Here is a 22,956-nt window from a genome sequence, read left to right as displayed (position 1 = left end):
ACTATAAGGCACCCAGATTGGGTGTCTTTTTTTCGTGCGCCCATAGTAGCCTATTTGAATCAACTTACAGGGGATGAAGTAAAACTAATGGACTCCAAAAGCATCATAGATTAAGATTTAAAATATAATTTAATATACAATTTAATATAACTTATACTCCTAACCGAAGAGATTAGGATCTTTCGAACCATCTATAACTCAAAATTTAAATTATATTACAGGTAGGTGCGTACGATTGTCGGCTATGATTAAGAAACTAAAAGATTACATAACGGATCCTCCTATAGAGATTGAAGGCTTCATTGAGCTCTCCATCCCATTGACGGAATTGGTGCTCCGTGAGCATCAAGAGAATGGAATGATCGGATGCTTGAGCCCCGTTAACATCAGTATTCAATGGGATGAAAAGACGGCGCGCATGATAAAGATCGGGGTAGGTAATGCTGCTTATCGGTCTCCTGAGCAATCAGGACGGATTAATCGTGTGCCGGATGAACGCAGCGATCTATACGCAGTAGGCGTTATTTTTTATGAGCTGTTCACCGGACAACTGCCTTTTCTTCCTGAAGACGGTGAAGATTGGAGTAATGTACATATTAGCAGGAAGCCTCAGCCTCATAATCGGTTGGAGGGAGAAGAGCCGCTGCAAAATATTTTAATGAAGTTACTTGCTAAATCTCCGGAGGATCGGTACCAGAGCGCTTACGGGTTACTTGAGGATCTGAAGTGGTGTCGGGACATGCTGAATAAACAAGGATCGCTGACGCCCTTCGAAGTAGGCCGCCTAGACCAAATTGGTTCGCTAGGTCTATCCGATAATTGGTACGGGCGCAGCGCTGTAGTAGAGCAAGTGGAGGCCAAACTTGAGCAGGCGGCTCAAGGGATGAGCGTATTTTCATGGGTGAGCGGCCAGGAGGGAATTGGAAAAACGACATTCGTTCGCAGATTACAGTTAAAGGTCGCTCGGCGTGGAGGCATGTTTATTGAAGGGAGAGCAGAACCTCTTCAGCAAACTGCACCGTATGAACCGATTCTTCAAGCTTTGCGACAATGGGTGGATCAGCTGTGGAGTGAGCCGGCAGATGTCATTTTACAGTTTAAAATAAAGCTGCAGGCGGAGTTTGGACGAGATGTGAGGGAAATCACCTCTATTTTGCCCGAGATTCATTCGCTGTTTGGAACCGAGAAGGAGGTATCGGCTGCCGCGGACGAAGAGAATGGCTGGGATCGTGCCAGAGATCATCTGCCACATCTCATGCAATGCATGGCCGAATGCAAGCCCCCGCTTGTCCTGTTTATTGATAACCTGGAATGGGCCGACCATGGATCGCATGCGGTACTTCAATCACTTGTGAAGCATACGGTACCCGGTTTGTTCCTAATTGCAACGAGCCGGACGGCAGTTGAGCAAGCTCCCACTCTGGGAGAACCTAATTCGAATCACTGCCCTGAGATTACCTGGTTAGTTGAGAGATGGCGTACCAATTCGGAGGAAATAGTGGCCCTCCTGCCACTGACATACGAAGAGGTGATCCAATATGTCTCCGATGCCTTGCATGAAAATTCTGCTCGTATTCGTCTTCTAGCCAGATCTGTCTATAATCAAAGCGGTGGTAACCCTCGGGCGATACGTCTGATACTAGAAGGCTGGCTGCAAGAGAAAAAACTCAGCTTTGACGAGAATAGGCATCAGTGGTCATGGGATCCGGAAGTCATCCGGCAAATGGGAGATCTAGAAGCGAATCTCCGTCTGATGGAGGCGAGCTTCACTAAGCTATCGAACGATACAAAGCAGCTTCTAGCCATGGCTGCCGCGATTGGTTCTGCCTTCCGGTTGTCGATTCTTGCCGAAGCATGCGACATGGTGCCGGATGCCGCTTTCCGTGGGCTACAAGAGGTAGAGGCAGAAGGAATCATCTATCGTGAGGATGAGCAGGGAGACAGACAGGATCGAATCTATTTGTTCGTCCATGAGTTCATTCACCGAATGGCATATGATTTCGATTCAGGACGCAACGCGAACAGGCACCGTAGGATCGGGCAGCTGCTGCAACGCAGCTTTCTTAAGTGGAGTGATAATACTTCGCTGACGGCAATCGATCACTTGAATCTAGCTGTATCGGTTCTGTCAGGGCAAGAGGTTCGGCAGTTGGTTGAGTGTAATCATCAAGCGGGAAAGAAGGCATTAGCTGATGGCCGCTATGTAAAAGGGAAAGAATATGCAGAGAATGGGATTCGCCTATTAACGGAATATAAAGAGCTCGAATCGGGCGAGCTCAATGTTCAACTTCGGTTGGTATTAGCCTGGACGGAGTATATGGGCGGACAAGCCGACCGGGCGAGAGTACTATTGTCGGATTTAAATAAGAACACTAAGGGGATGAGCCGATCGAAGCGTTCGCGCATATGGGTGCCCTTGATTCAATTTCACGCGTTTGTGGACAATGAGGCGGCAATTGCAATTGGAAAAGAAGCGCTGGAGGCTTATGGATGGAAGCTTCAGGAGAATAGCTCCTTGTTGTCCATCGCCAAGGAAGTGACACGGACAGGGCTTATGTTGTATCGAAAACGCAATAAGACTTATCTGTTGTCCGACGCTCTTGATGAAGAGCATACGGAGTTATGCCTGTTATTAGAGCAGCTATTTTTTCCTCTCTTTATGCATGACGCCAGAGCGCTGCTGGAATTCTATGCTCGGTTTATCCGTTACGGGCTTCAGAAAGGGTTAAATGAATCACTTGCCGTCATGATCGGAGGATACGAGCTGATCATACAGAGGGTGCTTCCAAACTATGTGCAAGCGCCTTTAATCACCGAACGGTTATTTTCGGAAATGGTTAATGTCTCCAAGTTCAGGAACCAACATTCATTTAATTTTGCGAGTGGAATGTTTAAGCAAATGGACAAGCCATCGGATGCTTTCATCATGCTGTATAAGTCGATGCGCCAAGGGTTAGAAAGCGGAGAAAGAAATTTCGCCAATCTGGCCCTGATTGCCTGTCTCGTGACATACAGCGGTGACCTGGATGCTTTAAAGGAGTTACTCCAGTATTATGAGGAGAATATGCGACAGTTCGCCAGCGACAAGACACAGGAAATAGTACGGATCGCACAGAGTTACGTGTTAGCACTGCAGGACGAATCCAAGAGGGAAGACTTCATTTCCATTTCGCAGGCTCCGTCAAGCGGAGCTTCGAAGCAACAGGAAGAGGATAATTATGGTTGTGTCTGCAAGCTAGAAGTGGCTTACTTGTCGGGCAATTATGAGGAAGCGTTGTACTGGGCGAAGCGGGGAAGGCAGAACGAGTTGTCACTGGATTGGACAAGAATTCGCAAGCAACGCTTTTATGAGAGTTTGAGCTTAACCGCTTTATTTTTGGAGAAAAACGAGGAAGAACGCAAGAAGATACGGCAAGTTATACGTCGTCAATTACGAAAAATGAAAAGCTGGCGAGGATTTCTGGGCAACACGTCTTCCGCATATCTGCTAATGAAAGCGGAGGACGAACGAATGGCTGGAAATCCGATGGCTGCGGTACACGGATATATGGCTGCGATTGGGCAGGCGAGAGCTGAGAAATACGCTTTAATAGAAGGGATCGCCAGCGAACGGCTTGCAATCTGCTATAAAGATGACTTAATTAGCGGGTCCGGTGCGATGATTAACATGATGGATGCCTGTGCCGCTTTCGCCGAATGGGGTATCACCTCCAAGGTAGCCCAAATCAAAGGCAAATATGCCGATCTGTTGGTTTACCCAGCTGCCAGGCAGCATGAGGAGCAGATCTTGGAGCAGGAAGTGGAAAGCGACCGTAAGCGTATGGACATGTCACAGCTGAATACTTCAGGGGAAGGAAAGGAGGAGGCGAGAACAGGTGAGTATGAGCTTGTGCGACAACTCATTGAGGGGGTTAGCAAGCCGAAGCAGACTAACTGGATGACAAGTCTGCTGGAAGCAGCGCTTCGCCAGTCTGGCGCCGATTGGGGTCTCTTGTTGAGCCGCCAAGGTGAGAGGTTTGCTATTGAAGCAGGCGGATCAGATCGGTCGGATAAGCAGACGGTATCCGGATTGTATGCAGAGAGTGTTTTGAGTCATACTGCGTTGACAGGTAAGCCGCTACTTCTCTATGATGCGATTCGGAGTTTTTGGGTGAAGGATCATTATATTGAAGCACAGCAGCCCAGATCGATATTGTGCCTGCCGATCGCGGTTCCGGGTGATCAAGCTTTCTATTTACTCTACTTGGAAAATCGGCAATTAACAGGTGTGTTTACGGATCGGGACGTAAAGGTGTTAGAGCTTGTCGCGACGCGGATGATTTATGTCGAGCTGCTGGAAGGCGAAGTTGGGGGTGCCGTAGAAAATATTTCGTGGCCTGTCCCAAGTTTCAATCAAACGGAGCTGAGTGATCCACTGACCGACCGGGAGTACGAAATCTTAATAAATATTGCAGAAGGGCTATCGAACCGAGAGATTGGCGAGCGGCTCGGTATTGCCGAAACGACGGTCAAGACGCATGTATCTAGAATCATCGGCAAGCTTGGCGTGAAGCGGCGGGGTCAAGCCGTTGTCCGTGCCAGGGAGCTGCGATTGATAGAGTGACGAACAAGGAAGCGAGCCTTTAAGGGGCTCTTCTTTTCGTTTTTTTGAGGTGTACGGTCTGGAATATCTTGAAGTAGAGTTGGATAGATGGAAGTGATCCCTGTAAATCCTTTGGCGAAGCCGGCCGCCAGCCGTCGAGGAAGAGGATCCACTTCGCGTGCCCTTAAAATTTCGGCTTTAGAGTGTTACGGTGAACCTTATCACAAATAGTGGTAAAGCGGAGAACAGAACTCAATATTAGTTTAAATGACTTGAACTGCATAGCATAACGGTTAAAGCCAATACAATTGAAATAACAAAAATGTAAAAAGAGCCTCCACTTCGATTTTAGTGGAGGCTCTTTTAAGGCTGCTAATCAATGCGCCAGATGCTCGCTCATACTTATGTAAAATTAAATGTTAGCTACTTGGCAATGATAGGCACCCATAATTCCTGCTCAGTTTTGGCTTCAGGAGCCAAATAATTCTCTATACATGAGGAGTGCAGAGTTTATGGTTACCTCAGCTGAGAGCGATATTCAGGATATTGTAGGTATGCTTCGTGACGCTAATGATGAGAAGATACGCGTGGCGAAAAATGTACTTAAAGAATTATTATGAGATACGTCCCTCAGAGCAAATGAGGTCATTTAAAACAAGCGTACAAGCCATTGGCTTGTGCGTTTTGCTGCAGCTTAAGTATAGTTCTTATTTTATGATTAATGGAAATAGTCTGAAGTTTGAGGCGTAACAAAAAATATCTTTAATAAAGAATTTCGCTTTAACTAGCGTACAATTTATGGGTCATAGGAGGAAAAAATGTCTGAATTACTAGCTCCAGCAGGAAATATGGAAGCTTTAAAAGCTGCAATTTCTAATGGTTGTGATGCAATATACTTAGGAATGCAAAAATTTGGTGCACGTGCATACTCATCTAATTTTGATTTAGAAACGTTAAAAGAGGCTGTTACGTATGCGCACCTGAGGAACGTTAAAATCTATGTTGCAATGAATACCATCGTTTTCGAAAACGAAGTTGAAGAGATGAAAGAGCAGATACACGAATTAAATAAAATCGGTGTTGATGGCATTATCGTCCAGGACCTGACTGCTTTTGATTATATCGTTAAAAACTTTGTTGATATGGAAGCACATTGTTCAACTCAAATGGGAATAGACGATCTAGATGGAACTTTATTATTTAAAGAACTTGGTGCTAAAAGAGTTGTTCTGTCCCGTGAGGTCAAGATTGAAAAAGTAAAAGAGATCAAAAGAATAGCTGAAATCCCTTTAGAAATTTTCGTTCACGGTGCTTTATGTGTATCTTATTCGGGAAATTGTCTAATGTCAGGATTGCTCGGCAATCGATGCGCAAATCGCGGAAGATGTGTGGGTTCATGCCGTAAGGAGTATGAACTAATCGATAAGACAACAGATACATCTTTAGGGAAAAGCTATATTCTATCTACTAAGGACTTAAACACCATCGATTATATCCATGATTTAAAAGAAATCGATTCTTTAAAAATAGAAGGCCGAATGAAGGCGCCTACGTATGTTGCTAATGTTGTATCCAAATACCGCAAGGCCTTAGATCATAAAATAACCGAAGAAGACAAAGAAAATCTGAAAAAAACATTCAATAGAACATTTACTAAAGGGTATTTGTTTCACGAAGACAGGAGAAATATTACAAACATCTTAAAACCTAATAACTTTGGTTATGAAATTGGAACAATCAGCGGGATTGTTAAAGACATGTATGAAATAACACTTACACGTCCTTTAAATCAGAACGATACCATTCGAATCAGTCACAACAATGAAGATGTTAATTTAACGGTTGCCAAACTGTACGATAAAGATGGCGAATTAATCAACAAAGCAGAGGATGTCTGCTATATCAAAATCAAAGAAAAGATGTCTAAGGGAGATTTAGTATATAAAACGAAGGATTATTTCTATAACAAAGAATTAGAAGCATCACTGGAAAAAGAATTTAAGCGGTTTGACCTCGATATTAGAGTATATGCATGTCCAGATTCAAAGCTTTTCATAGATGCGGAAGGCTTAGGCTTTAATTATTCCTATGAAAGCGAGGAAATACTGGGCGAAGCCATTAATAATCCAACAACAAAAGACCAGGTAATCAAGCAATTCTCAAGATTAAATGATACGATATTCGAACTTAATCATGTCGAGTATGAGGAATGCAATGCATTTATTCCAGCTAAACTGTTAAATGCAGCAAGAAGAGATATTGTACTGGGCTTGTATGACTTAAAGCTTAACAGCCAGCAGAAAAGAACCAAGGCTTTGGAAGCAAAAGAAAAAATAAGCTTTGCCCCTGGAAAACCATACCTTACGGCCTCTGTAACGACTAAGGAACAGTACGATGCTTGCGTGAGCTGTGGAATTAAGGAAATCTATTACGAAAATGTGGTTAGAAGAAATCAGAATGATTATAAGGAACAAGAAGGACAGCTACTAATTGGAGGATATGGGGGGATTAATCACTATAGAGAAACAAACCCGTTTGTTACGGACTATTCTCTAAATGTTATTAATGCCACTAGTTGCTATGAATTATATAAATTAGGTGCAAAGCGAGTCACTTTATCTTATGAATTGAATAAGGGCCAAATTGAAGATTTAATGAATGCCTATGTTAAAGAAAATGACGGCTATCCTGCACTGGAAATGATTGTATATGGCAGGGCTCCTTTGATGTTTACGAAATATTGTCCGATGAAAAAAATGAATCAATGCAGAATTTGCAAAACGAAGAGCTATGAGTTAAAAGATGAGCACGGAACGTTCCCTATCCTTTCCCATGATGATTGTACAACGACTCTCCTTAACGGGAAGACGCTTAATCTTTTAGATGAGCTACAAGATATCCAAGGAATTGAGGCGCTCAGATTAAACTTCACAGTTGAATCAAAAGAGCAGGTTGTGAAAGTCATTCATATGGCGTCAGGCAAATTAAATGGCTCAATGAATCATGCTGTCTTTAATCAGGAAACAGACACAAGAGGGCATTATAATAAAGAGATTGTGTAGTCGTTGAATTCATTAAATGTTCTAAAATCAATCATAAGGATGACCTTCAGATGAAAGTATTATTAGTTGAAGATGATAAGACGATCGCGTCGGGACTGGAATATCGTGATGGGGCTCGATATGGGAGCCGATGATTACATTACCAAACCTTTTCGGGTTCGCGCTTCTCTCCAGGATCAAATCCGTCTTGCGGAGATACCAGAAGCTGTCCCACGCCGGAGCGGTCATCGACATTGACAATGTGCGCATCCATACGCTGGAAGGCAAAGTATATAAAAACGGTCCCGAAATTTCGCTAACCGCCTTGGAATACCGCTTATTGCTGATCTTTGGCAACCACGTTGGACAGGTCCTCACCAGGAATCAGCTCTTGGAGCAAATCTGGGACGTGGCCGGCGACTTCGTGAATGACAACACGTTAACGGTCTATATCAAAAGGCTAAGGGAAAAGCTGGAGGATAATCCGGAGCAGCCGGCTCTGATCAAAACGGTACGCGGTTTAGGCTATAAGGTTGGTGATTAGATGCTGCGCAATCGGGAAAATCTAATATTATTGCTCGTCATGGGCTCGATCAGCTTATCGGCGATCGTCATTGCTGCTTTCATTTCGTCTGTCGCCGCAGCCCTGGTTATTATTGTATCCGTGCTGCTTACCGGCACAGCTTTATTATTCACAAAACGGAGATATTACGAGCTAGAGAAGCTGTCCATCTATTTACGGGAGATTAGCAGCGGCCAGGCCTCCCTTGACCCTCGCGATAATCAAGAAGGTGAGCTTAGCATCTTAAAGAATGATATTTACAAGGTGACACGCATGCTCTCCGAGCATCGTTCTCTATTGCAGCAGGATAAGCTTCAACTGACCGATGCCATCTCCGATATTTCACATCAACTCAAAACACCGATCACCTCTATGACAGTCATGGCAGATCTGTTAAGCGCCCCTGATCTGCCTCCACTCAAAAGAACGAAGTTCACCCATCATATTCGCATTCAACTTGAACGGATCGATTGGCTTGTTTCATCTTTATTAAAGCTAGCGAAAATGGATGCGGGAACTATCCCGTTCAAAAAAGATCGAATACACATGAAAACCCTAATCCAAAATGCACTGGATCCGGTTATGATTCCGATGGATATTAAGGGACAGACCGTTTCCATCACAGGGGATGACAACGTCTCTTTTGACGGCGATTTCCATTGGACTGCTGAAGCGGTTATCAATATTTTGAAGAATGGAGTGGAGCATACACCTGAGGGCGGTGCGATTACCATCACATTTTCCGACAACGTGCTATTTACGGAAATCGTTATTGCTGACAACGGAGAGGGCATTCCGAAAGAGGATTTGCCTTATATATTCAAACGTTTTTATAAAGGGAAGAATGCTAATGAAGGAAGCATCGGTATAGGGCTTGCGATGGCTCACAGCATCATTGCAAGCCAGAACGGCGTGATTGATGTAACGAGCGACAGCGGGACTGGTACAGAGTTTCGGATCAAATTTTATAAGCATGTGATTTAACAGCACTCCATAAGTGACTAAACTGTCACCTCCAATGTCACTGTAAAGTCATTTTGGACAGATAAAATGATATTCATCAGATGAACGATGGAGGTACAACCATGCAAATGAAGCAGCAGCGCAAGATTACTTTTTTTATCACCATAGGCTACACCCTGATTATTCTTTATTTTATGTTTTTTGCTTTCGGCAGAGCGGATAAGGTAGATCTAACCAGTCAGTACACCTTTATTTTTTTGCCGGACGATTTTTTTAGGGTGCCGGGTCTTTCCGATCTTCTACATCCGACACTGATGGACTTGGTGGGTATTGGAAACATTGCAGCCTTCATACCTTTTGGCATACTGTTTCCGTTGTTATACCGCACCAGCTTTGTTCGCTTCATGACAGGGTTTATCCTGTCCATTCTTGTGGTGGAGACCATCCAGGCACTAACATTCCTCGGCAGCTTTGACACGAACGACGTCATAAAGAACTCATTGGGCGCTGCTATTGGATTCGGGGCGTACAAGATTGGCTTCCGTACAAAAAACTACTGGAGAAATATCACTGCTACGGGAATTGCCAGTGCTGTCTTAATGCTCGGCGTGTGGGGGGTCTTAGGAGTAGCTGATCAAGTGTTCACCAAAGAGTTGGCCCCTTTTGTAGCGATAAACGAATGGGAAGATAGTACCGGAAATCGATTAACGGGAACCAAACAGAACAGTCTTAAGATTGGCGGTCAAGACGTGACACCCCAATATAATGTGTATGGCATCGAAGGTAAAAAGAAGGAAACATATACGTATTCGCTAGGTAATAAGGGAGATCTGTATCTTAGCTTGAATTATGGAATTCCTGATCATAAGGATTTTCAGGGCAGCATTAAGGTTACCGTTGACGGGCATGAGCTCCTGTCTGTATCTGCAGAAGATCAGCTCCATGAGCCGGATATGAGGATCCTTTATCTCACCGGGGCTAATGAGCTTAAGATAACCATTGAGGGGAATGAAACCCTTTGGGATGTTGGATATAGAGAGATGGTATATACCTGGAATTGAGCATCTAGGGAAGGAGGGATGACAATGGAGATTTTAACAATTGAAAATTTGTCCGAAATATACGGCACAGGCGAATCGGCGGTGAAGGCGCTTGATGATGTTTCCTTTTCGGTCCAAAAAGGTGAATTCGTCGCAATTATCGGACCTTCCGGATCGGGGAAATCGACACTCCTTCATATGCTGGGCGGTGTGGATCGACCGACTGGCGGGAAAGTGTATGTTCAGGATACGGATACGTATACCTTGGACGAAACGCAGCTGGCCATCTTCAGACGCAGGCAAATCGGGCTGATCTACCAGTTTTTCAATCTGATTCCCGTCCTGACGGTGGAAGAGAATATTACGCTGCCGCTCTTGCTGGATCAACAAAAGGTAGATCAAAAGCAATTGGCTGATCTTGTGAATACGTTGAATTTGCAGCATCGATTAAACCATCTGCCGAATCAGCTATCCGGTGGACAGCAGCAGCGTGTCTCGATTGGCAGGGCGATCATCGGCAATCCTGCGATCATGCTGGCCGACGAACCCACCGGGAATCTGGACAGCAGGAATAGCATTGAGATCGTCGTTTTATTGAAAATGCTGAATAAGACCTATCATCAGACACTGATCGTAATCACGCATGACGAACGGATCGCCCTGCAAGCCGACAGAATCATTTCGATTGAAGATGGGAGGATTGCCAAAAACGAGGTGATAAGGCGATGAATATTGTCAATACATTAACCATCCGGCATCTGAAGCAGAACAAGAGACGAACACTTGTGACTATTTTTGGCGTAATTATTTCGGTATCCATGATGACCGCTGTCATTACGCTTATTTTTTCCTTTGCGGATTTAATGATCAGACAAACTATCACAGATACAGGGGAGTGGCATATTCAGTATCAAGATATAACCAAGAAACAGCTTGCGGCGATACAGGGCGATGATGCAACCAAAACGGTTGCAATCACAAGAGACCTTGGGTATGCCCCATTAGAAGGGGGACAAAATTCCAATAAGCCGTACTTGTTCATTAAGGAATATGATGTGCAAGGGTTCACACAATTTCAGATTGAAATAAGCAAGGGACGCCTTCCGCACACGGACAAGGAGGTTGTGATCTCCGAGTCTGTTGCAACAAATGGCAAAGTGAAGTACGAAATCGGCGACCGTCTAACGCTTCGCGTCGGCGACCGATTCGAACAAGGGGGCGATCATCCCCTGGATCAGACGGAACCGCTGCGCAGGAAAGACGGCACATTAACCGAGACATTACAGCATAGCATAATTAGGGATTATACGGTGGTAGGCTTCATTAAACATCCGGTGTCGGAAACGGCTTGGGCCCCGGCTTATACGATCATTAGCTATGTCGATGATCATATCATCGGGGGGGACGATCGGGTCGATGCGTCGGTGGTCTTGCAGCGGGTCAATCCGTTCTTGTTCGCACATGCGGAGAAGCTGGCTGAGAAAAACCAAATTGACACTGTCCAATATAATGACGATTTGCTTCGTTATTATGGCTTGTCCAGCAGCGGGGCCTCATCCAGCATGATGTTCTCATTATCGGCAATCATTATAGGGATTATTATAATTGGCTCGGTTGGACTCATCTATAACGCTTTTGCGATATCCGTCTCGGAACGTTCCCGCCATTTAGGGATGCTCGCGAGCGTGGGGGCGACGAAAAGGCAGAAGCGAAATTCCGTATTTTTTGAAGGTATCGTCATTGGTTTGATCAGCATTCCCATTGGCATCTTATGCGGTCTTGCCGGAATCGGAATCGCCTTTTCGTTCATGAACACAATGATTGAAGGGGCATTATGGACTAGTGAAAAGCTGAGGCTTATCGTCACGCCGTTATTGCTCTTGATTACTTGTCTTGTTTCGATGCTGACGATTTTCGTTTCGGCGTATCTCCCGGCGGTTAAAGCATCCAGGGTATCTCCCGTGGACGCGATTCGCCAAACCACTGACGTAAAGCTTACGGCCAAAGCAGTGAAGACGTCGAAGATCATTCGTAAGCTCTTCGGAATCGAAGCAGAAATCGGGCTGAAAAACTTAAAAAGGAACAAACGAAGACATCATGTTATTCTTTTTTCGCTTGTCATCAGCATCGTTTTGTTTTTGACGATATCGTTTTTCACGACTGGCCTGACACAATCTCTGGCATTGTCGCTGGAAGGCATCAATTACGATATTGAAGTGTCGTCCAGTAATGGCGAAAGACTAGATGACCGGTTGATGCAATCGCTTGTATCTCTTGTTGGCGTCACGGAATACAACGTGAGTCATGAGTTAGTCGGGAACGCTTGGGTCGATGCAGCAAGCATCGCCGACGAGTTGCAAGAGAAGGTTAAGCAGGATAAGAGTATGCTGCAAGACGGGAAATACCCTTACGAAATTAAGCTATATGCAATGAATGATTCGAGCCTGCAAGCCTATGCCAGAGCGGTTGGCGCAGATTACGAACAGCTTACGGATCTGGATCATCCCGCCGCAATCGTGATGGATACGATTCATTACAAAGATATAGATACGGGGAAATATATTCAGACGAAGTCCATATATGCGAATATCGGACAACATATCGAGCTAACGAGTTTTATTAAAGCGAGTGGGGAAGAAACGAAGGCAAATAAAGTGATATTTGCCGCATTGACGGATAAGGCACCGATGGGGATGAGCCCGGTAGGCGTAGGCGGGTTAAATATGATCGTGTCGGAACGCGTCATGAATCGGCTGGCAGACGGCGAGGAGCTGGCTAACGCTTCGATGTACCTCCATTTGAAAAGCACGGAACCGGTGAAAACGCAGCAGGAAATTGAAGCGATGAATGAGACCAATCTGAATGTCTACAATGTATATCAATTCAGAATAAGAGAAGAACAACAGATTCTGCTGATGAAGGTCTTTTCTTACGGTTTTATCGTATTAATCTCTGCGATTTCTGTTGCGAACATCTTTAATACGATCTCAACAGGGCTGGCTCTTCGCAAACGGGAATTCGCGATGCTGAAATCCGTAGGCGCGACGCCAAAGGGGTTTGCAAAAATGCTGAACTATGAGAGTGTTTTTTATGGGGTCAAGTCGCTCTTGTATGGGCTTCCTGTCAGTTTCGCCGTGATGGTTCTGATCTATAAAGCATTTGCGAACAAATTCAGCTATGGGTTCACCCTGCCCTGGATGAGCATTCTGTCTGTCATAGTGTGTGTATTTGTCATTGTCAGCTCTGCGGTTGTTTATTCCGGAGCTAAAGTAAAAAAGGAGAATATTATTGATGCATTAAAGCAAGAGAATATATGATTCACTTACTTCACCCAGAGGAGGAGACGTTACCCGACGTCACACACAATCATGCGAGTTGACCGATTGCTCTCCATGCTGCTGATCATCTCCGGTAAAGGTACGGTAACGGGCAAGGAGCTTGCCGAGCATTTCGAGGTATCCTTGCGGACGATCTACCGGGATATCGAAAAATTAGGAGAAGCCGGCATACCGGTTGCCTCGTCCAGCGGCAAGGGCGGAGGATACTATATTATGGACAGCTATAATATAAGCGGCCTCTTTTTAAACCGGGATGAAGCTCATACGTTTGTAGCTGTAATGAAGAATTTACACGGCTTGTTTGGCAGGAACGAAGCTTTTAATGACATTATGCTAAAGGTTGAGCATACCTATAAGCGGGAGCCCGAGAAGCACAAACTGACTCTGGATATGTCCCATTTCAGCATGGAGCAGGAAATTAAAGAATACATTGGGATCATAAGCAAGGCCATCACGGATAACAGGCTGCTGGTGTTCGACTATATCAACAGGGATATGGAATACCTGGAGCGAACGGTAGAGCCAAGCTGGATTGACTTTCGCCATGGAGATTGGTATGTGATAGGCTTTTGCCGGGTCAGAGGGGACTACCGCAGATTCAAGCTCGTGCGGATCAAGCAACTGAAGCAGGGACCGCCTTTTGTAAAAAGAGAGCTGCCCGATGACCGAATCGCCGAGGTCATTGAGCACAGCTATTCGCAGCGGGACATACAGGTTGTGCTCAGATTCACTTCACGAATTGGTGCGCAGCTTCCCGAGTATTTTCAGAAAGAGAAGATTAGCCGGGGTGAAGATGGTTTCTATCTCGTTTCGGATACATTTCCTTATGAGGAGGGCCTGCTGAAATTCATTCTAAGCTTCGGCAAGGAGTGCGAGCTGCTGGAGCCTCGTGAATTACGGGCGGAGCTGCAGCAATATATGCAAAATATGCTTCTATCCTACAATGACTGACGCCCTGGTGTCAGTCATTGTGTTCTATAGTAGGGATATCGGCGGGAGAAATCCATAACGCCCGCTATAACTAGGCTAGGAGTGAACCGACTAAATGAAAGCCAGTATTTTGGACGATGATTTCAATGAATGGGGTACGGAGGACACACGAACAGAACTGATACGGAAGCTGCAAAGATTGGAGGAGGAACGCTATATCCTGCGTGAGGGAGAAAGGTTACAAGACTTTACCAATCTGATGCTGCGGCATATTGGCGATCCGGAATCGGAGCTCCGTGAGCAGATCTATTCCACTTTTCACATATGGCTGAAGCGCGATAATAAGTTCTCATGTGCGGAAATGCAGCATCTTTTGGCTGTCCTGATGGATGACCGGCATCTGTTCTATCAGATTGGAAGCGAAGATGACCATAGCGTACTCACCAGGGCGTTTGCGGTTCTGCCTATCGTTCTTATTGTACAGCGGCACAGGAATAATTCATTCTTGACTCCGGATGAGTTCCAGCATCTAAAGCATTCGCTGCTTCGCTACTACCAGGAGGAGAAGGACCTGCGCGGTTATCTGGCAGTTGAAGGCTGGGCGCATGCCGCGGCTCACGGGGCAGATGCCCTCGAGGAGCTGATCCGCTGTCCGGAAAGCGATAATGCAGTGCAGCGCGAGGTGCTGGGGGCGATTAAAGGGATGCTGCATAACGGTGTCCGGATATTTGACGAGGAGGAAGACGAGCGCATGGCCAGCATTGTGGAGACGATGATTAGCGAAGCACTGCTTCCGCAGCAGGAGATTGCCGACTGGATTCATAGCTTGTCGCTGTGTACGGAATGGCCGGATACGCGCGCGCCGAGAATTGCCAGAGTAAACGGGAAAAATTTTGTGCGCAGCCTATATTTTAGAACGAGGGCCCACAATGACGGGAATAATCTTATTCTTAACGGCGCCATGCTGACGGCTGAAGCTAAATTGAACCACTTTAAAGAGGCTAATTAATACATATGGAGGTAATTAAGTTTGAGTACTCACTACTATTTCAGTTGGTTTAATCATTTTTTTCCAGAGAAGCTGGTCCATTGTTTGCATGAGGATATACAAGACAGAAAATCGCTTGTTATGATTAGCGCTGACCCGTCTGGTTACACAGAAGAGCCAATTAACTTTGATGATATCTCTGAATGGACATGGCTGAATCAGGCTAACATTATTTTTGATGAATATCATTTCATTGATTACCGCATGCAGAAGGAGGATGCCCAGAGGTTCATTCAGAACGCTTCTGTCATTTTTTTATGCGGCGGGTATCCTGTTTTGCAGAAGGATTTTTTGGCGGATTATGAATTATCGGATGTTATTAAAAATAGCGATGCCGTTATACTGGGTGCCAGCGCCGGTGCGCTAAACATGTCTGCTCAATGGTTAAGCTTGAATGACACTGGTCATGAAGTTGAAACAAGTACGATTTATGAGGGGATTGGCTTTGATCATTTTGCCTATGAATCCCATTCTAAGCGTGGCTACGCCACGTTTGTTCAAGGCTATCTGTTCCCCTTGTCTGAAGAGATCGATGTTTATGCGGCAGAACAGGAGAGCGCTATACGTGTAAAGGACGGCAAAATCGAAACAATGGGTCCTTTATATTTAATTTCCCGCTCAAAGATTCAAAAATTGGTTGAGACGCTCTAACTAGGGAGAGGGGCTACCAAAATGAAACGCTCAAATAATAATTAGTCACCTCTCAATATGGACCTGTATCCAGAGTATTCCGGTAAGCGGCGAAGAGATAAACTCTCTTCCGCCGCTATTTTTTTTATATGAACATCATTTTCGCTCTATTTCTATTTCCCATTATTTAAGCTAAAGTTAAAGTTTTCTTTAAGTTTCAGATGAGGGTTAAGTTGCTATGCTAACATAAATGAAGATAACAATTGGATGCACAAGAGGCTGGACACTGTAATAGGGTGTCAGTCGTTTTTTTTCATGTAATTCATTTATTATAGAAATGTGTATAAAATGAAATTTATCTACATTGATCCATTTACACAAGAAGAAAAGCTAATCAATGAGGAAACCTATCATTTCGGCGTACAATTCACGATTCCAAGTAAATCTGTCTGGGGATTAGGAGTGACTGGAATTGGATGGAAGGCGTTAGACGGGGCACCGGAAATTGATGAGTATGCTATGAACTTAGTACCGGCACAAAATGTGACTTATGAGCTTATCTTGCCTGACGAAGGAAGCGGAGAAGGCGGAGAGGGTGAAAATCCGGGATTTCCAGGTTTTCCGGGATTTCCGGGAAGTCAATTCCCAGGCCTTACGGGTTTTATAAAGTTCTAATGTAGTTGTTATCATTTAGTTGGTTCTTATGAAAAGGTTCATCGCGGCGGACTGCTGCGATGAACCTTTTTTGCTGACTGTTCTATCACATAGATCACTTAATTTGCCGTCTTATTGATAAAATCAATCTCATTTCTGATCCCTTTATGGGCGTCATTCCACAGGCCCTTTGTCAGGCGAATGCGCAGCAGACATGTGTTAGGGTCTTCGTCGTTATTGGCTTCGTTATACCAATCGGCGAATATAGTGCGCAACTTAGTCATCATCTCGGCGTTATTCTCGTCACATACCCAGCCCAGGTTCTCACCGATACCATCGGCCGTAAAGTTTTCGACGATGATACAAACGGCGACTTCGGGGTTCTGGGCGATCTGCCGCATTTTGCCTGAGGTCGCATAAGTGACGGTGTAGAACGCGCCGTCCTCATAATAGGCGTCCACTATGCGGGCGGCGGGACGGCTTATACCATTGGCCCCGGGTTCCAGCGCGATGGTAGACAGAGTAATCAGGCCGTCCTTGTTACCCACTTGTTCTTCCAGCAGCTTCATGGCTTCGTCGTACTTGCTCATTATACTACCTCCTAAAATGTCATAAGGTATACATTGTTAAGCTTATCATTGTAAAATATTGGTGCATGTGAAGAATAATACGATAAAAGATTAAATCGCCATCAATCCAAGCTTATACTCGATGGTCTTTTTTTTTATGCCATTTAATCTCCAGTCTACAAATATATCTATTTTTTTTATGTAATAGACATTGTCAATTACCCTGGTCCTATTGTAGAATCAAGAAGTTGTCGAATAATGGTGTAAAATGCCATCCTTGGAACTCACTAGGACGACAGACTCATTGATATTTTTAGAGTAAGAAGGGGGAAGAAACAATGTTATTCCAAGCAGCACGCCGTAAACTCAGTCTGATGATTGTGTTTGCCCTATTAGTAAGCACTCTTACGCCACATATGGTGTTTGGTGAGGCCGCACAGTTCAAAGACATCACAGGCTCTTATGCGCAAAAGGAGATTCATTCATTAACTGAAGCAGGAATAATCTCAGGGTATGAAGATAACTCTTTTAAACCGAAAAAGGCTATGTCACGTGCCGAACTGGCGAAAATCATAGTCCTGTCGTTGGGTCTAGAAGCAAATGCTGATCAAGCCGCACCGTTTAAAGACGTTGCCGCGAACAGTTGGTATCGCGGTTATGTAGGTGCATTGGTAAAGGCAGGCATTACGGAGGGGACATCGGCGACCACCTTCAGTCCTAATGCAAATGTCACCCGTGAAGAGCTGGTCGTATTTTTCATCCGAGCTTTCGAATTGGATGAAACAGCGAAGAAGCTTCCGGTTGATAGCAAGCTGTCAGATATCTCAGAGGTGTCCGAATGGGCAAAAGCGCAAGTATCCCTTGCCTTTAAAAATGGTTTCATCAACGGGGTCCAAGGCAGTGACGGCACCCTGAAATTCAAACCCAAAGAGCATGCGGAGCGCCAAGCTCTGGCTCGTCTGGCTTATGAGTTCAAAACCAATAAGTCAGTATATGTCGAGAAATCCAAACAGCTTCTGGCTGAAGAGGTTAATAAGGGCAAGAGTCCTGAGGTAACACCGACTGCCACCCCGGCAACAACTGACCGCGGGACATCTGTGACAGCACCAGCGCCGGGAGCTTCAGGTCCGGGAACGCCAGCATCGGCAACCCCAGCACCGGCAACCCCAGCACCAGTGACACCAACACCAGTGACACCAACACCGACATCGACACCGACACCGGCAACCCCGGCACCGGCAAATGCTCTCCAGGTTGTGGTGAAGGGGGAGAGTTCAGATGCCATTTATGTGGAAGAGCCAACAGAAGTTATATTCCGCTCATCGATTAATGCGGCAGGAACGGTAATCGCTAGTGTCTATCAAGTAGATGACAGCGGCAAAGTGATTTCCCAAATCATTTCGTTGTACGATGACGGTTTGGAAGCCCATGGAGACAGTCTTGAGGCAGACGGGCTGTACAGTGGCAAAGCAGTATTGACTGAAAGTACGGAGGGTTACATAAATCTGCAGGCGTTTGTGGGAGATGTGCCAAGCAGCACAGTTTTTAAATTATCTGTAATGAAGCATCTTACGGATGAACAGCTTGCACAAACGGAAATCATTGAAAATAATACACAGAGTAAGCTTGATCAACTGGCTACTTCATATGGTAATTTGCAAAAAGCAAAGGAAGAAACTGTGGCTTGGCTCCAAACCCAAGCAGAAGTAGAGCATGCTGGAATTTCGGGTGAAGGAGGAAGCATCTGGTATTTGCTGGACAACGGGATTCTAGGGGGGATATCCGCAGCTCCTGAGAATACAAAAGGGTTAAGCAGCACCGTAGAAGAGGCTGCGTCCAGTACTGCATTGGCGGCTGAGGCGCTAACGCAAAATGTGGAACAAACTGTAGCCACCATAGGAAGCCAGCGGGTTGCTGTAATTTCTCCGTTCTCCGGCACACTTCCATCTTCGACTGTTTATGACGCTGTATATCACAGCTTTGACCAGTCGAGTTACCCTTTCCTTGTGGAAAGAGTAAAGGACACCGCAGCGGGCGTGAATTTCTTTAAAGGACTGAATCAGTATGGCGTCGTGGTCTTGGATACCCACGGAGATACTTATTATGATGAAATAGTGCTACAGAAGCTCCATAATAAATACGGCATTGATTTCAAATACGCTGGACCGCAAGTCATGTTCCTGACAGGAGAAAAGGCAACGACAGAGAGCAAAAAGACCTATGAGTTGGACTTGAAAAAGGGAAGATTGGCTATTATATCCGGTTATTATGCTATTACACCGTCTTTTATTACACGGTACAACGATATGCTTCCTGATACCATCGTATATAATGGCAGCTGCCGCAGCGCGTACAACGATTCCATGGCAGATGCCTTCATCAACAATGGTGCTGGCACTTATTATGGATATACCGATTATGTAAAGCTTGCATATGATCAAGCTATTGCTAAATCCGTATTTACCGCTTTAAACGATGAGAACATGACAACCGAAAAAGCCTTTCAAGCAGCAGTGGCTGCCCATGGAGCAAACGATGGGTTGGCGGCATTCTTCATGAAAGGAAGCAGCATTGGCACTAAGACCGAAGGGGTCATCAACGGAACCTTTGAAAACGGAACTTGGACCGGCTGGAATGGAAACGGCGATGTTCGGGTGATCTCCAAGCTGGGACCGCTTAAACCGACAGAGGGGAACTACATGGCTATTATCAGCACTGGCCTTGGGTATGAAAACAATGATCAAGGAGGATATGACTACAATTCAGATAGTTATATCGAGCAAAGTTTCATTGTTCCAGCGGGTGCAACAACCCTATCGTTTGATTACAATTTCATTTCTGAGGAGCCTAAGGAATTCGTTGGAAGCAAATTCAATGACACCTTCAGAGCAACGGTAACTTCCAGTGTATACATTAATACGGCTTCCCTCATTACTTCTCACATGAATGGCGGCAATACAGTGACGTCCAGTGTCTATGGCAATGATTCTGTTATTATCGGGGCTGAATCGATTAATGAATCCACGGCCTATTGGATTGAAGAGAACAAAGTAGCGATTGATTTCTACGGCGGGGATCATACAACATACATGACGAATTGGAAGCATGTACAATTTGATGTAAGCCAATTTGCCGGCAAGGGCTCCATTGTCCTTCGGTTCCATGTTTGGGATCAAGGAGATAGTATCTACGATACGGCAGTACTAATCGATAATGTAATATTAAAGTAATCAAAAAACGGCTGGATCAGGGGAACCTGACCAGCCGTTTCTTTTGGAAATAAGAATGGACTTGCGTTCGGATATGGATTCCAAATAAAATGTGCATATTGCACATAATTTGTGTTATACTTTATTATGTGCAATATGCACATAATATGGGGTGGAAGAAGGGTGTAAATATGAAGGCAGCAATCGTAAAGGATAAGGGGACGATTCCCGTAATGGGTCATTGTGATTCCCCCGTTGGGACAGAGGGGCTAGTTATAATTAACGTTACGGCCACAGCCTTGAGTCGAGTTAGCAAGTTCCGTTCAATGGGTATGCACTACTCTTCTGAAGTTAACTTTCCAATTGTAGCCGGTATCGACGGTGTAGGAACTTTGAAAGATGGGTCTCGTGTTTACTTTGCGCTGCCTACTGCACCATATGGCAGTTTGGCTGAGCAAACAATCGTCAACGAAAAGCTGACTGTCCGTTTACCAGATGGTATTGATGATCTCACTGCTGCCGCTATCGCCAACCCTGCTATGTCGTCATGGGCTGCATTGGTATTTCGAGCTGGTTTTAAATCCGGTCAAACTGTATTGATTAATGGCGCTACTGGTGCATCCGGTAGTTTAGCAGTTCAGATTGCTAAGGGTCTGGGGGCCAAGAAGGTCATTGTAACAGGACGCAACGAATCGAAGTTGCAAGCACTTGAAGCTGATGAGGCTATTGCATTTGATATGACAGCCGACAACGGTCAAAAAATGTTTGAAAACGCCCTAATGCCAGTTATTGCTGAAGGTGTTGATGTTATATTGGATTATCTTTGGGGCGACAGCGCACTCGCTATCATGTCAGCTCTTGTTAAGGCGAAAACGGATCGTTCAACTCGTTTTGTAAGCATTGGAACTTCATCTGGCCAAGAAAGCATTCATTTACCTTCATCTCTTTTACGCTCATCAACAATCGAACTCGTAGGTAGCGGAGATAAGAGTGTTTCTAAAGCTGATATGCTATCTGCTGTTAGAGGTGTCTTTGAAATGGCTGCCGAGGGGAAGATAAAAATTACCACAAAAGAGTTCGCTCTAGAAGATATTGAAGAGGCTTGGAATGCCCCGCTAATGCCTCGTCCTGTTGTAAGGGTGAAATAAAATGGAAAACGATATTTTTAAAGCACTGATCGATTTAGTTTCCATTATCAATAGGCCAGACCGTGATAAGAAGATGATTGCTAATGCTGGCGTAAATTTGGAAGCAGCAACCTTTCGTGTCTTTGTGGGCATCGTGCATCTCCAACCGACTAGTGTTGGTGATTTGGCCGCCATGATGGGAAAAAACTATTCGAGTGTTAGCCGGCAAATTGATAAGTTAGAAAACGCGGGGTTGGTTCATACGTATCCATCAAGTGCAGATTCCCGCATTCGTGTGTCTGAATTGACGAAAAGCGGGGAGGAAATCAATGCAATGATTAGCCTCACCCGTGAACGCATTTTGCATGAAGCTTTGGATGACTGGACTCTAGAGGAAAAGAACAGCTTATTGAATAACTTAAGGCGTTTATTTGAATCGTTGCAAAGATTCGACTAGTTGCAGATTATGACTGTTCACACACAGCTCAATGTTTATTGCGATGGTGGATATTCGGGTAAAAGGAATTACGGATTCAATGGGGAACCATTCTGAAATCGGATTTACGAGGAAGCCGCAAAAATGCTAAAACGCTACTGACACAACGTTGTCAGTAGCGTTTTTGTATATTAGGGGTATAGCGAGTAGCGCAGTGTTTTGGAGATAGGGTGACCTTGCTCATAATCTTATTATAGAGGTGGAATTTATTCATGAGTAATATCAAATGGGAAGTGGATCCGGACCACAGCTCCGTCGAGTTTTCGGTGACGCATTTAATGATTAATAAAATCAAAGGAGTATTTGAGCGTTTCCAGGCTATCTTAAGTTTTGATCCCAACGAGTTAACAACTATGGGTATTCAGGCTTCCATAGACGCAAATAGTATCACAACTCGCCAAGCGCAGCGAGATGAACATTTGAGGGGCGACGACTTCCTTCATGCTGCCAAGTATCCAACCATTGCGTTTCAAAGCACCAACTGCGTCTTTGCTGGTGAGCGGCAATATGAACTTACAGGCAATCTAACTCTGCATGGAGTAACCCAATCTGTTACTTTTCATACTGTATTTGAAGGACTAAACAAGGACCCACGCGGACGGGAACGTGTAGGATTTCATTCAACAGCCAGTATTGATCGTAATGAATTTGGTTTGAAATTCAACTCGCCTCTGGAAACGGGTGGAATTATAGTCGGAAATGAAGTGAGGATCGAGCTTTGTATTGAGGCAATTAAAATACTGTGAACCGTATCACAAATTAATGTA

At 44.9% G+C, this 22,956-nt stretch carries 15 protein-coding genes and 1 pseudogene; 15 read left to right on the top strand and 1 reads right to left on the bottom strand.

Going from position 1 to position 22,956, the window contains the following annotated elements; all coding sequences use genetic code 11:
* Window positions 1–244 precede the first annotated feature (244 nt).
* The 11 genes and pseudogenes from MKZ16_RS32170 to MKZ16_RS32120 all read left to right on the top strand — a co-directional run bounded on the left by MKZ16_RS32170 (window position 245) and on the right by MKZ16_RS32120 (window position 16,809).
* On the top strand, window positions 245–4,603 hold the full coding sequence (locus tag MKZ16_RS32170; protein WP_143759054.1) for an AAA family ATPase: 4,359 nt from the start codon (window positions 245–247) through the stop codon (window positions 4,601–4,603).
* Between the two features lie 797 nt (window positions 4,604–5,400).
* Window positions 5,401–7,644: a U32 family peptidase gene (locus MKZ16_RS32165; protein ID WP_076105148.1), complete on the top strand. Its 2,244-nt coding sequence runs from the start codon at window positions 5,401–5,403 to the stop codon at window positions 7,642–7,644.
* Window positions 7,645–7,679: 35 nt separating this feature from the next.
* Window positions 7,680–8,167 (top strand): annotated as a pseudogene (locus MKZ16_RS32160) (response regulator transcription factor); the annotation flags it as partial.
* Entirely contained in the window at window positions 8,168–9,169 is a 1,002-nt protein-coding gene (locus tag MKZ16_RS32155; RefSeq protein WP_076105147.1) for a HAMP domain-containing sensor histidine kinase, read from the top strand. It begins immediately after the preceding pseudogene.
* A gap of 101 nt (window positions 9,170–9,270) precedes the next feature.
* A complete protein-coding gene (locus MKZ16_RS32150; RefSeq protein ID WP_038573933.1) occupies window positions 9,271–10,209 on the top strand; it encodes a VanZ family protein in 939 nt (312 codons plus the stop codon).
* 24 nt (window positions 10,210–10,233) lie between these two features.
* Window positions 10,234–10,917: an ABC transporter ATP-binding protein gene (locus MKZ16_RS32145; protein WP_038573931.1), complete on the top strand. Its 684-nt coding sequence runs from the start codon at window positions 10,234–10,236 to the stop codon at window positions 10,915–10,917.
* On the top strand, window positions 10,914–13,505 hold the full coding sequence (locus MKZ16_RS32140) for an FtsX-like permease family protein (RefSeq protein WP_076105146.1): 2,592 nt from the start codon (window positions 10,914–10,916) through the stop codon (window positions 13,503–13,505). Before MKZ16_RS32145 ends, MKZ16_RS32140 begins: the two co-directional genes overlap by 4 nt.
* Window positions 13,506–13,556: 51 nt before the next feature.
* Window positions 13,557–14,477 carry a YafY family protein gene (locus MKZ16_RS32135; protein WP_036682411.1) on the top strand — a complete coding sequence of 307 codons (921 nt, stop codon included), beginning with the start codon at window positions 13,557–13,559 and terminating at the stop codon, window positions 14,475–14,477.
* Window positions 14,478–14,571: 94 nt separating this feature from the next.
* The gene (locus MKZ16_RS32130) at window positions 14,572–15,465 is read left to right on the top strand and encodes a DUF2785 domain-containing protein (protein WP_076099770.1); all 894 of its coding nucleotides are present in this window, start codon (window positions 14,572–14,574) and stop codon (window positions 15,463–15,465) included.
* 21 nt (window positions 15,466–15,486) lie between these two features.
* Window positions 15,487–16,155 (top strand): cyanophycinase, encoded by a 669-nt coding sequence (locus tag MKZ16_RS32125; RefSeq protein ID WP_076105145.1) that lies wholly within the window; start codon window positions 15,487–15,489, stop codon window positions 16,153–16,155.
* 327 nt (window positions 16,156–16,482) lie between these two features.
* Window positions 16,483–16,809: a hypothetical protein gene (locus MKZ16_RS32120; protein ID WP_076105144.1), complete on the top strand. Its 327-nt coding sequence runs from the start codon at window positions 16,483–16,485 to the stop codon at window positions 16,807–16,809.
* Between the two features lie 98 nt (window positions 16,810–16,907).
* Here the strand turns inward: MKZ16_RS32120 and MKZ16_RS32115 are convergent, their stop codons facing one another.
* Window positions 16,908–17,378 (bottom strand): pyridoxamine 5'-phosphate oxidase family protein, encoded by a 471-nt coding sequence (locus MKZ16_RS32115; protein WP_076099768.1) that lies wholly within the window; start codon window positions 17,376–17,378, stop codon window positions 16,908–16,910.
* 317 nt (window positions 17,379–17,695) lie between these two features.
* On the opposite strand from MKZ16_RS32115, the gene MKZ16_RS32110 reads away from it, so the two are divergent.
* From MKZ16_RS32110 to MKZ16_RS32095, 4 genes are all read left to right on the top strand, one after another.
* The gene (locus MKZ16_RS32110) at window positions 17,696–20,587 is read left to right on the top strand and encodes an S-layer homology domain-containing protein (RefSeq protein WP_076105143.1); all 2,892 of its coding nucleotides are present in this window, start codon (window positions 17,696–17,698) and stop codon (window positions 20,585–20,587) included.
* A 170-nt stretch (window positions 20,588–20,757) separates the two neighbouring features.
* Entirely contained in the window at window positions 20,758–21,714 is a 957-nt protein-coding gene (locus MKZ16_RS32105) for a zinc-binding alcohol dehydrogenase family protein (RefSeq protein WP_036682403.1), read from the top strand.
* 1 nt (window position 21,715) lies between these two features.
* Window positions 21,716–22,150, top strand: coding sequence for a MarR family winged helix-turn-helix transcriptional regulator (locus MKZ16_RS32100; RefSeq protein WP_036682401.1), 435 nt, complete (start codon window positions 21,716–21,718; stop codon window positions 22,148–22,150).
* A 251-nt stretch (window positions 22,151–22,401) separates the two neighbouring features.
* The gene (locus MKZ16_RS32095) at window positions 22,402–22,935 is read left to right on the top strand and encodes a YceI family protein (protein ID WP_076105142.1); all 534 of its coding nucleotides are present in this window, start codon (window positions 22,402–22,404) and stop codon (window positions 22,933–22,935) included.
* Window positions 22,936–22,956: the final 21 nt, after the last annotated feature.

Origin of the sequence: Paenibacillus sp. FSL R5-0928 (genome assembly GCF_037970385.1) — a bacterium.
Taxonomy (GTDB): domain Bacteria; phylum Bacillota; class Bacilli; order Paenibacillales; family Paenibacillaceae; genus Paenibacillus_AQ; species Paenibacillus_AQ odorifer.
Note: the sequence above shows the minus strand (reverse complement) of the source record. Positions and strands in the feature narration are given on the sequence as shown.

Excerpts from the sequence above, each read along its gene's own strand:
- MKZ16_RS32170 (WP_143759054.1), top strand. The coding sequence starts at position 245 with ATGATTAAGAAACTAAAAGATTACATAACGGATCCTCCTATAGAGATT.
- MKZ16_RS32165 (WP_076105148.1), top strand. The coding sequence starts at position 5,401 with ATGTCTGAATTACTAGCTCCAGCAGGAAATATGGAAGCTTTAAAAGCT.
- MKZ16_RS32155 (WP_076105147.1), top strand. The coding sequence starts at position 8,168 with ATGCTGCGCAATCGGGAAAATCTAATATTATTGCTCGTCATGGGCTCG.
- MKZ16_RS32150 (WP_038573933.1), top strand. The coding sequence starts at position 9,271 with ATGCAAATGAAGCAGCAGCGCAAGATTACTTTTTTTATCACCATAGGC.
- MKZ16_RS32145 (WP_038573931.1), top strand. The coding sequence starts at position 10,234 with ATGGAGATTTTAACAATTGAAAATTTGTCCGAAATATACGGCACAGGC.
- MKZ16_RS32140 (WP_076105146.1), top strand. The coding sequence starts at position 10,914 with ATGAATATTGTCAATACATTAACCATCCGGCATCTGAAGCAGAACAAG.
- MKZ16_RS32135 (WP_036682411.1), top strand. The coding sequence starts at position 13,557 with ATGCGAGTTGACCGATTGCTCTCCATGCTGCTGATCATCTCCGGTAAA.
- MKZ16_RS32130 (WP_076099770.1), top strand. The coding sequence starts at position 14,572 with ATGAAAGCCAGTATTTTGGACGATGATTTCAATGAATGGGGTACGGAG.
- MKZ16_RS32120 (WP_076105144.1), top strand. The coding sequence starts at position 16,483 with ATGAAATTTATCTACATTGATCCATTTACACAAGAAGAAAAGCTAATC.
- MKZ16_RS32115 (WP_076099768.1), bottom strand. The coding sequence starts at position 17,378 with ATGAGCAAGTACGACGAAGCCATGAAGCTGCTGGAAGAACAAGTGGGT.
- MKZ16_RS32110 (WP_076105143.1), top strand. The coding sequence starts at position 17,696 with ATGTTATTCCAAGCAGCACGCCGTAAACTCAGTCTGATGATTGTGTTT.
- MKZ16_RS32105 (WP_036682403.1), top strand. The coding sequence starts at position 20,758 with ATGAAGGCAGCAATCGTAAAGGATAAGGGGACGATTCCCGTAATGGGT.
- MKZ16_RS32100 (WP_036682401.1), top strand. The coding sequence starts at position 21,716 with ATGGAAAACGATATTTTTAAAGCACTGATCGATTTAGTTTCCATTATC.
- MKZ16_RS32095 (WP_076105142.1), top strand. The coding sequence starts at position 22,402 with ATGAGTAATATCAAATGGGAAGTGGATCCGGACCACAGCTCCGTCGAG.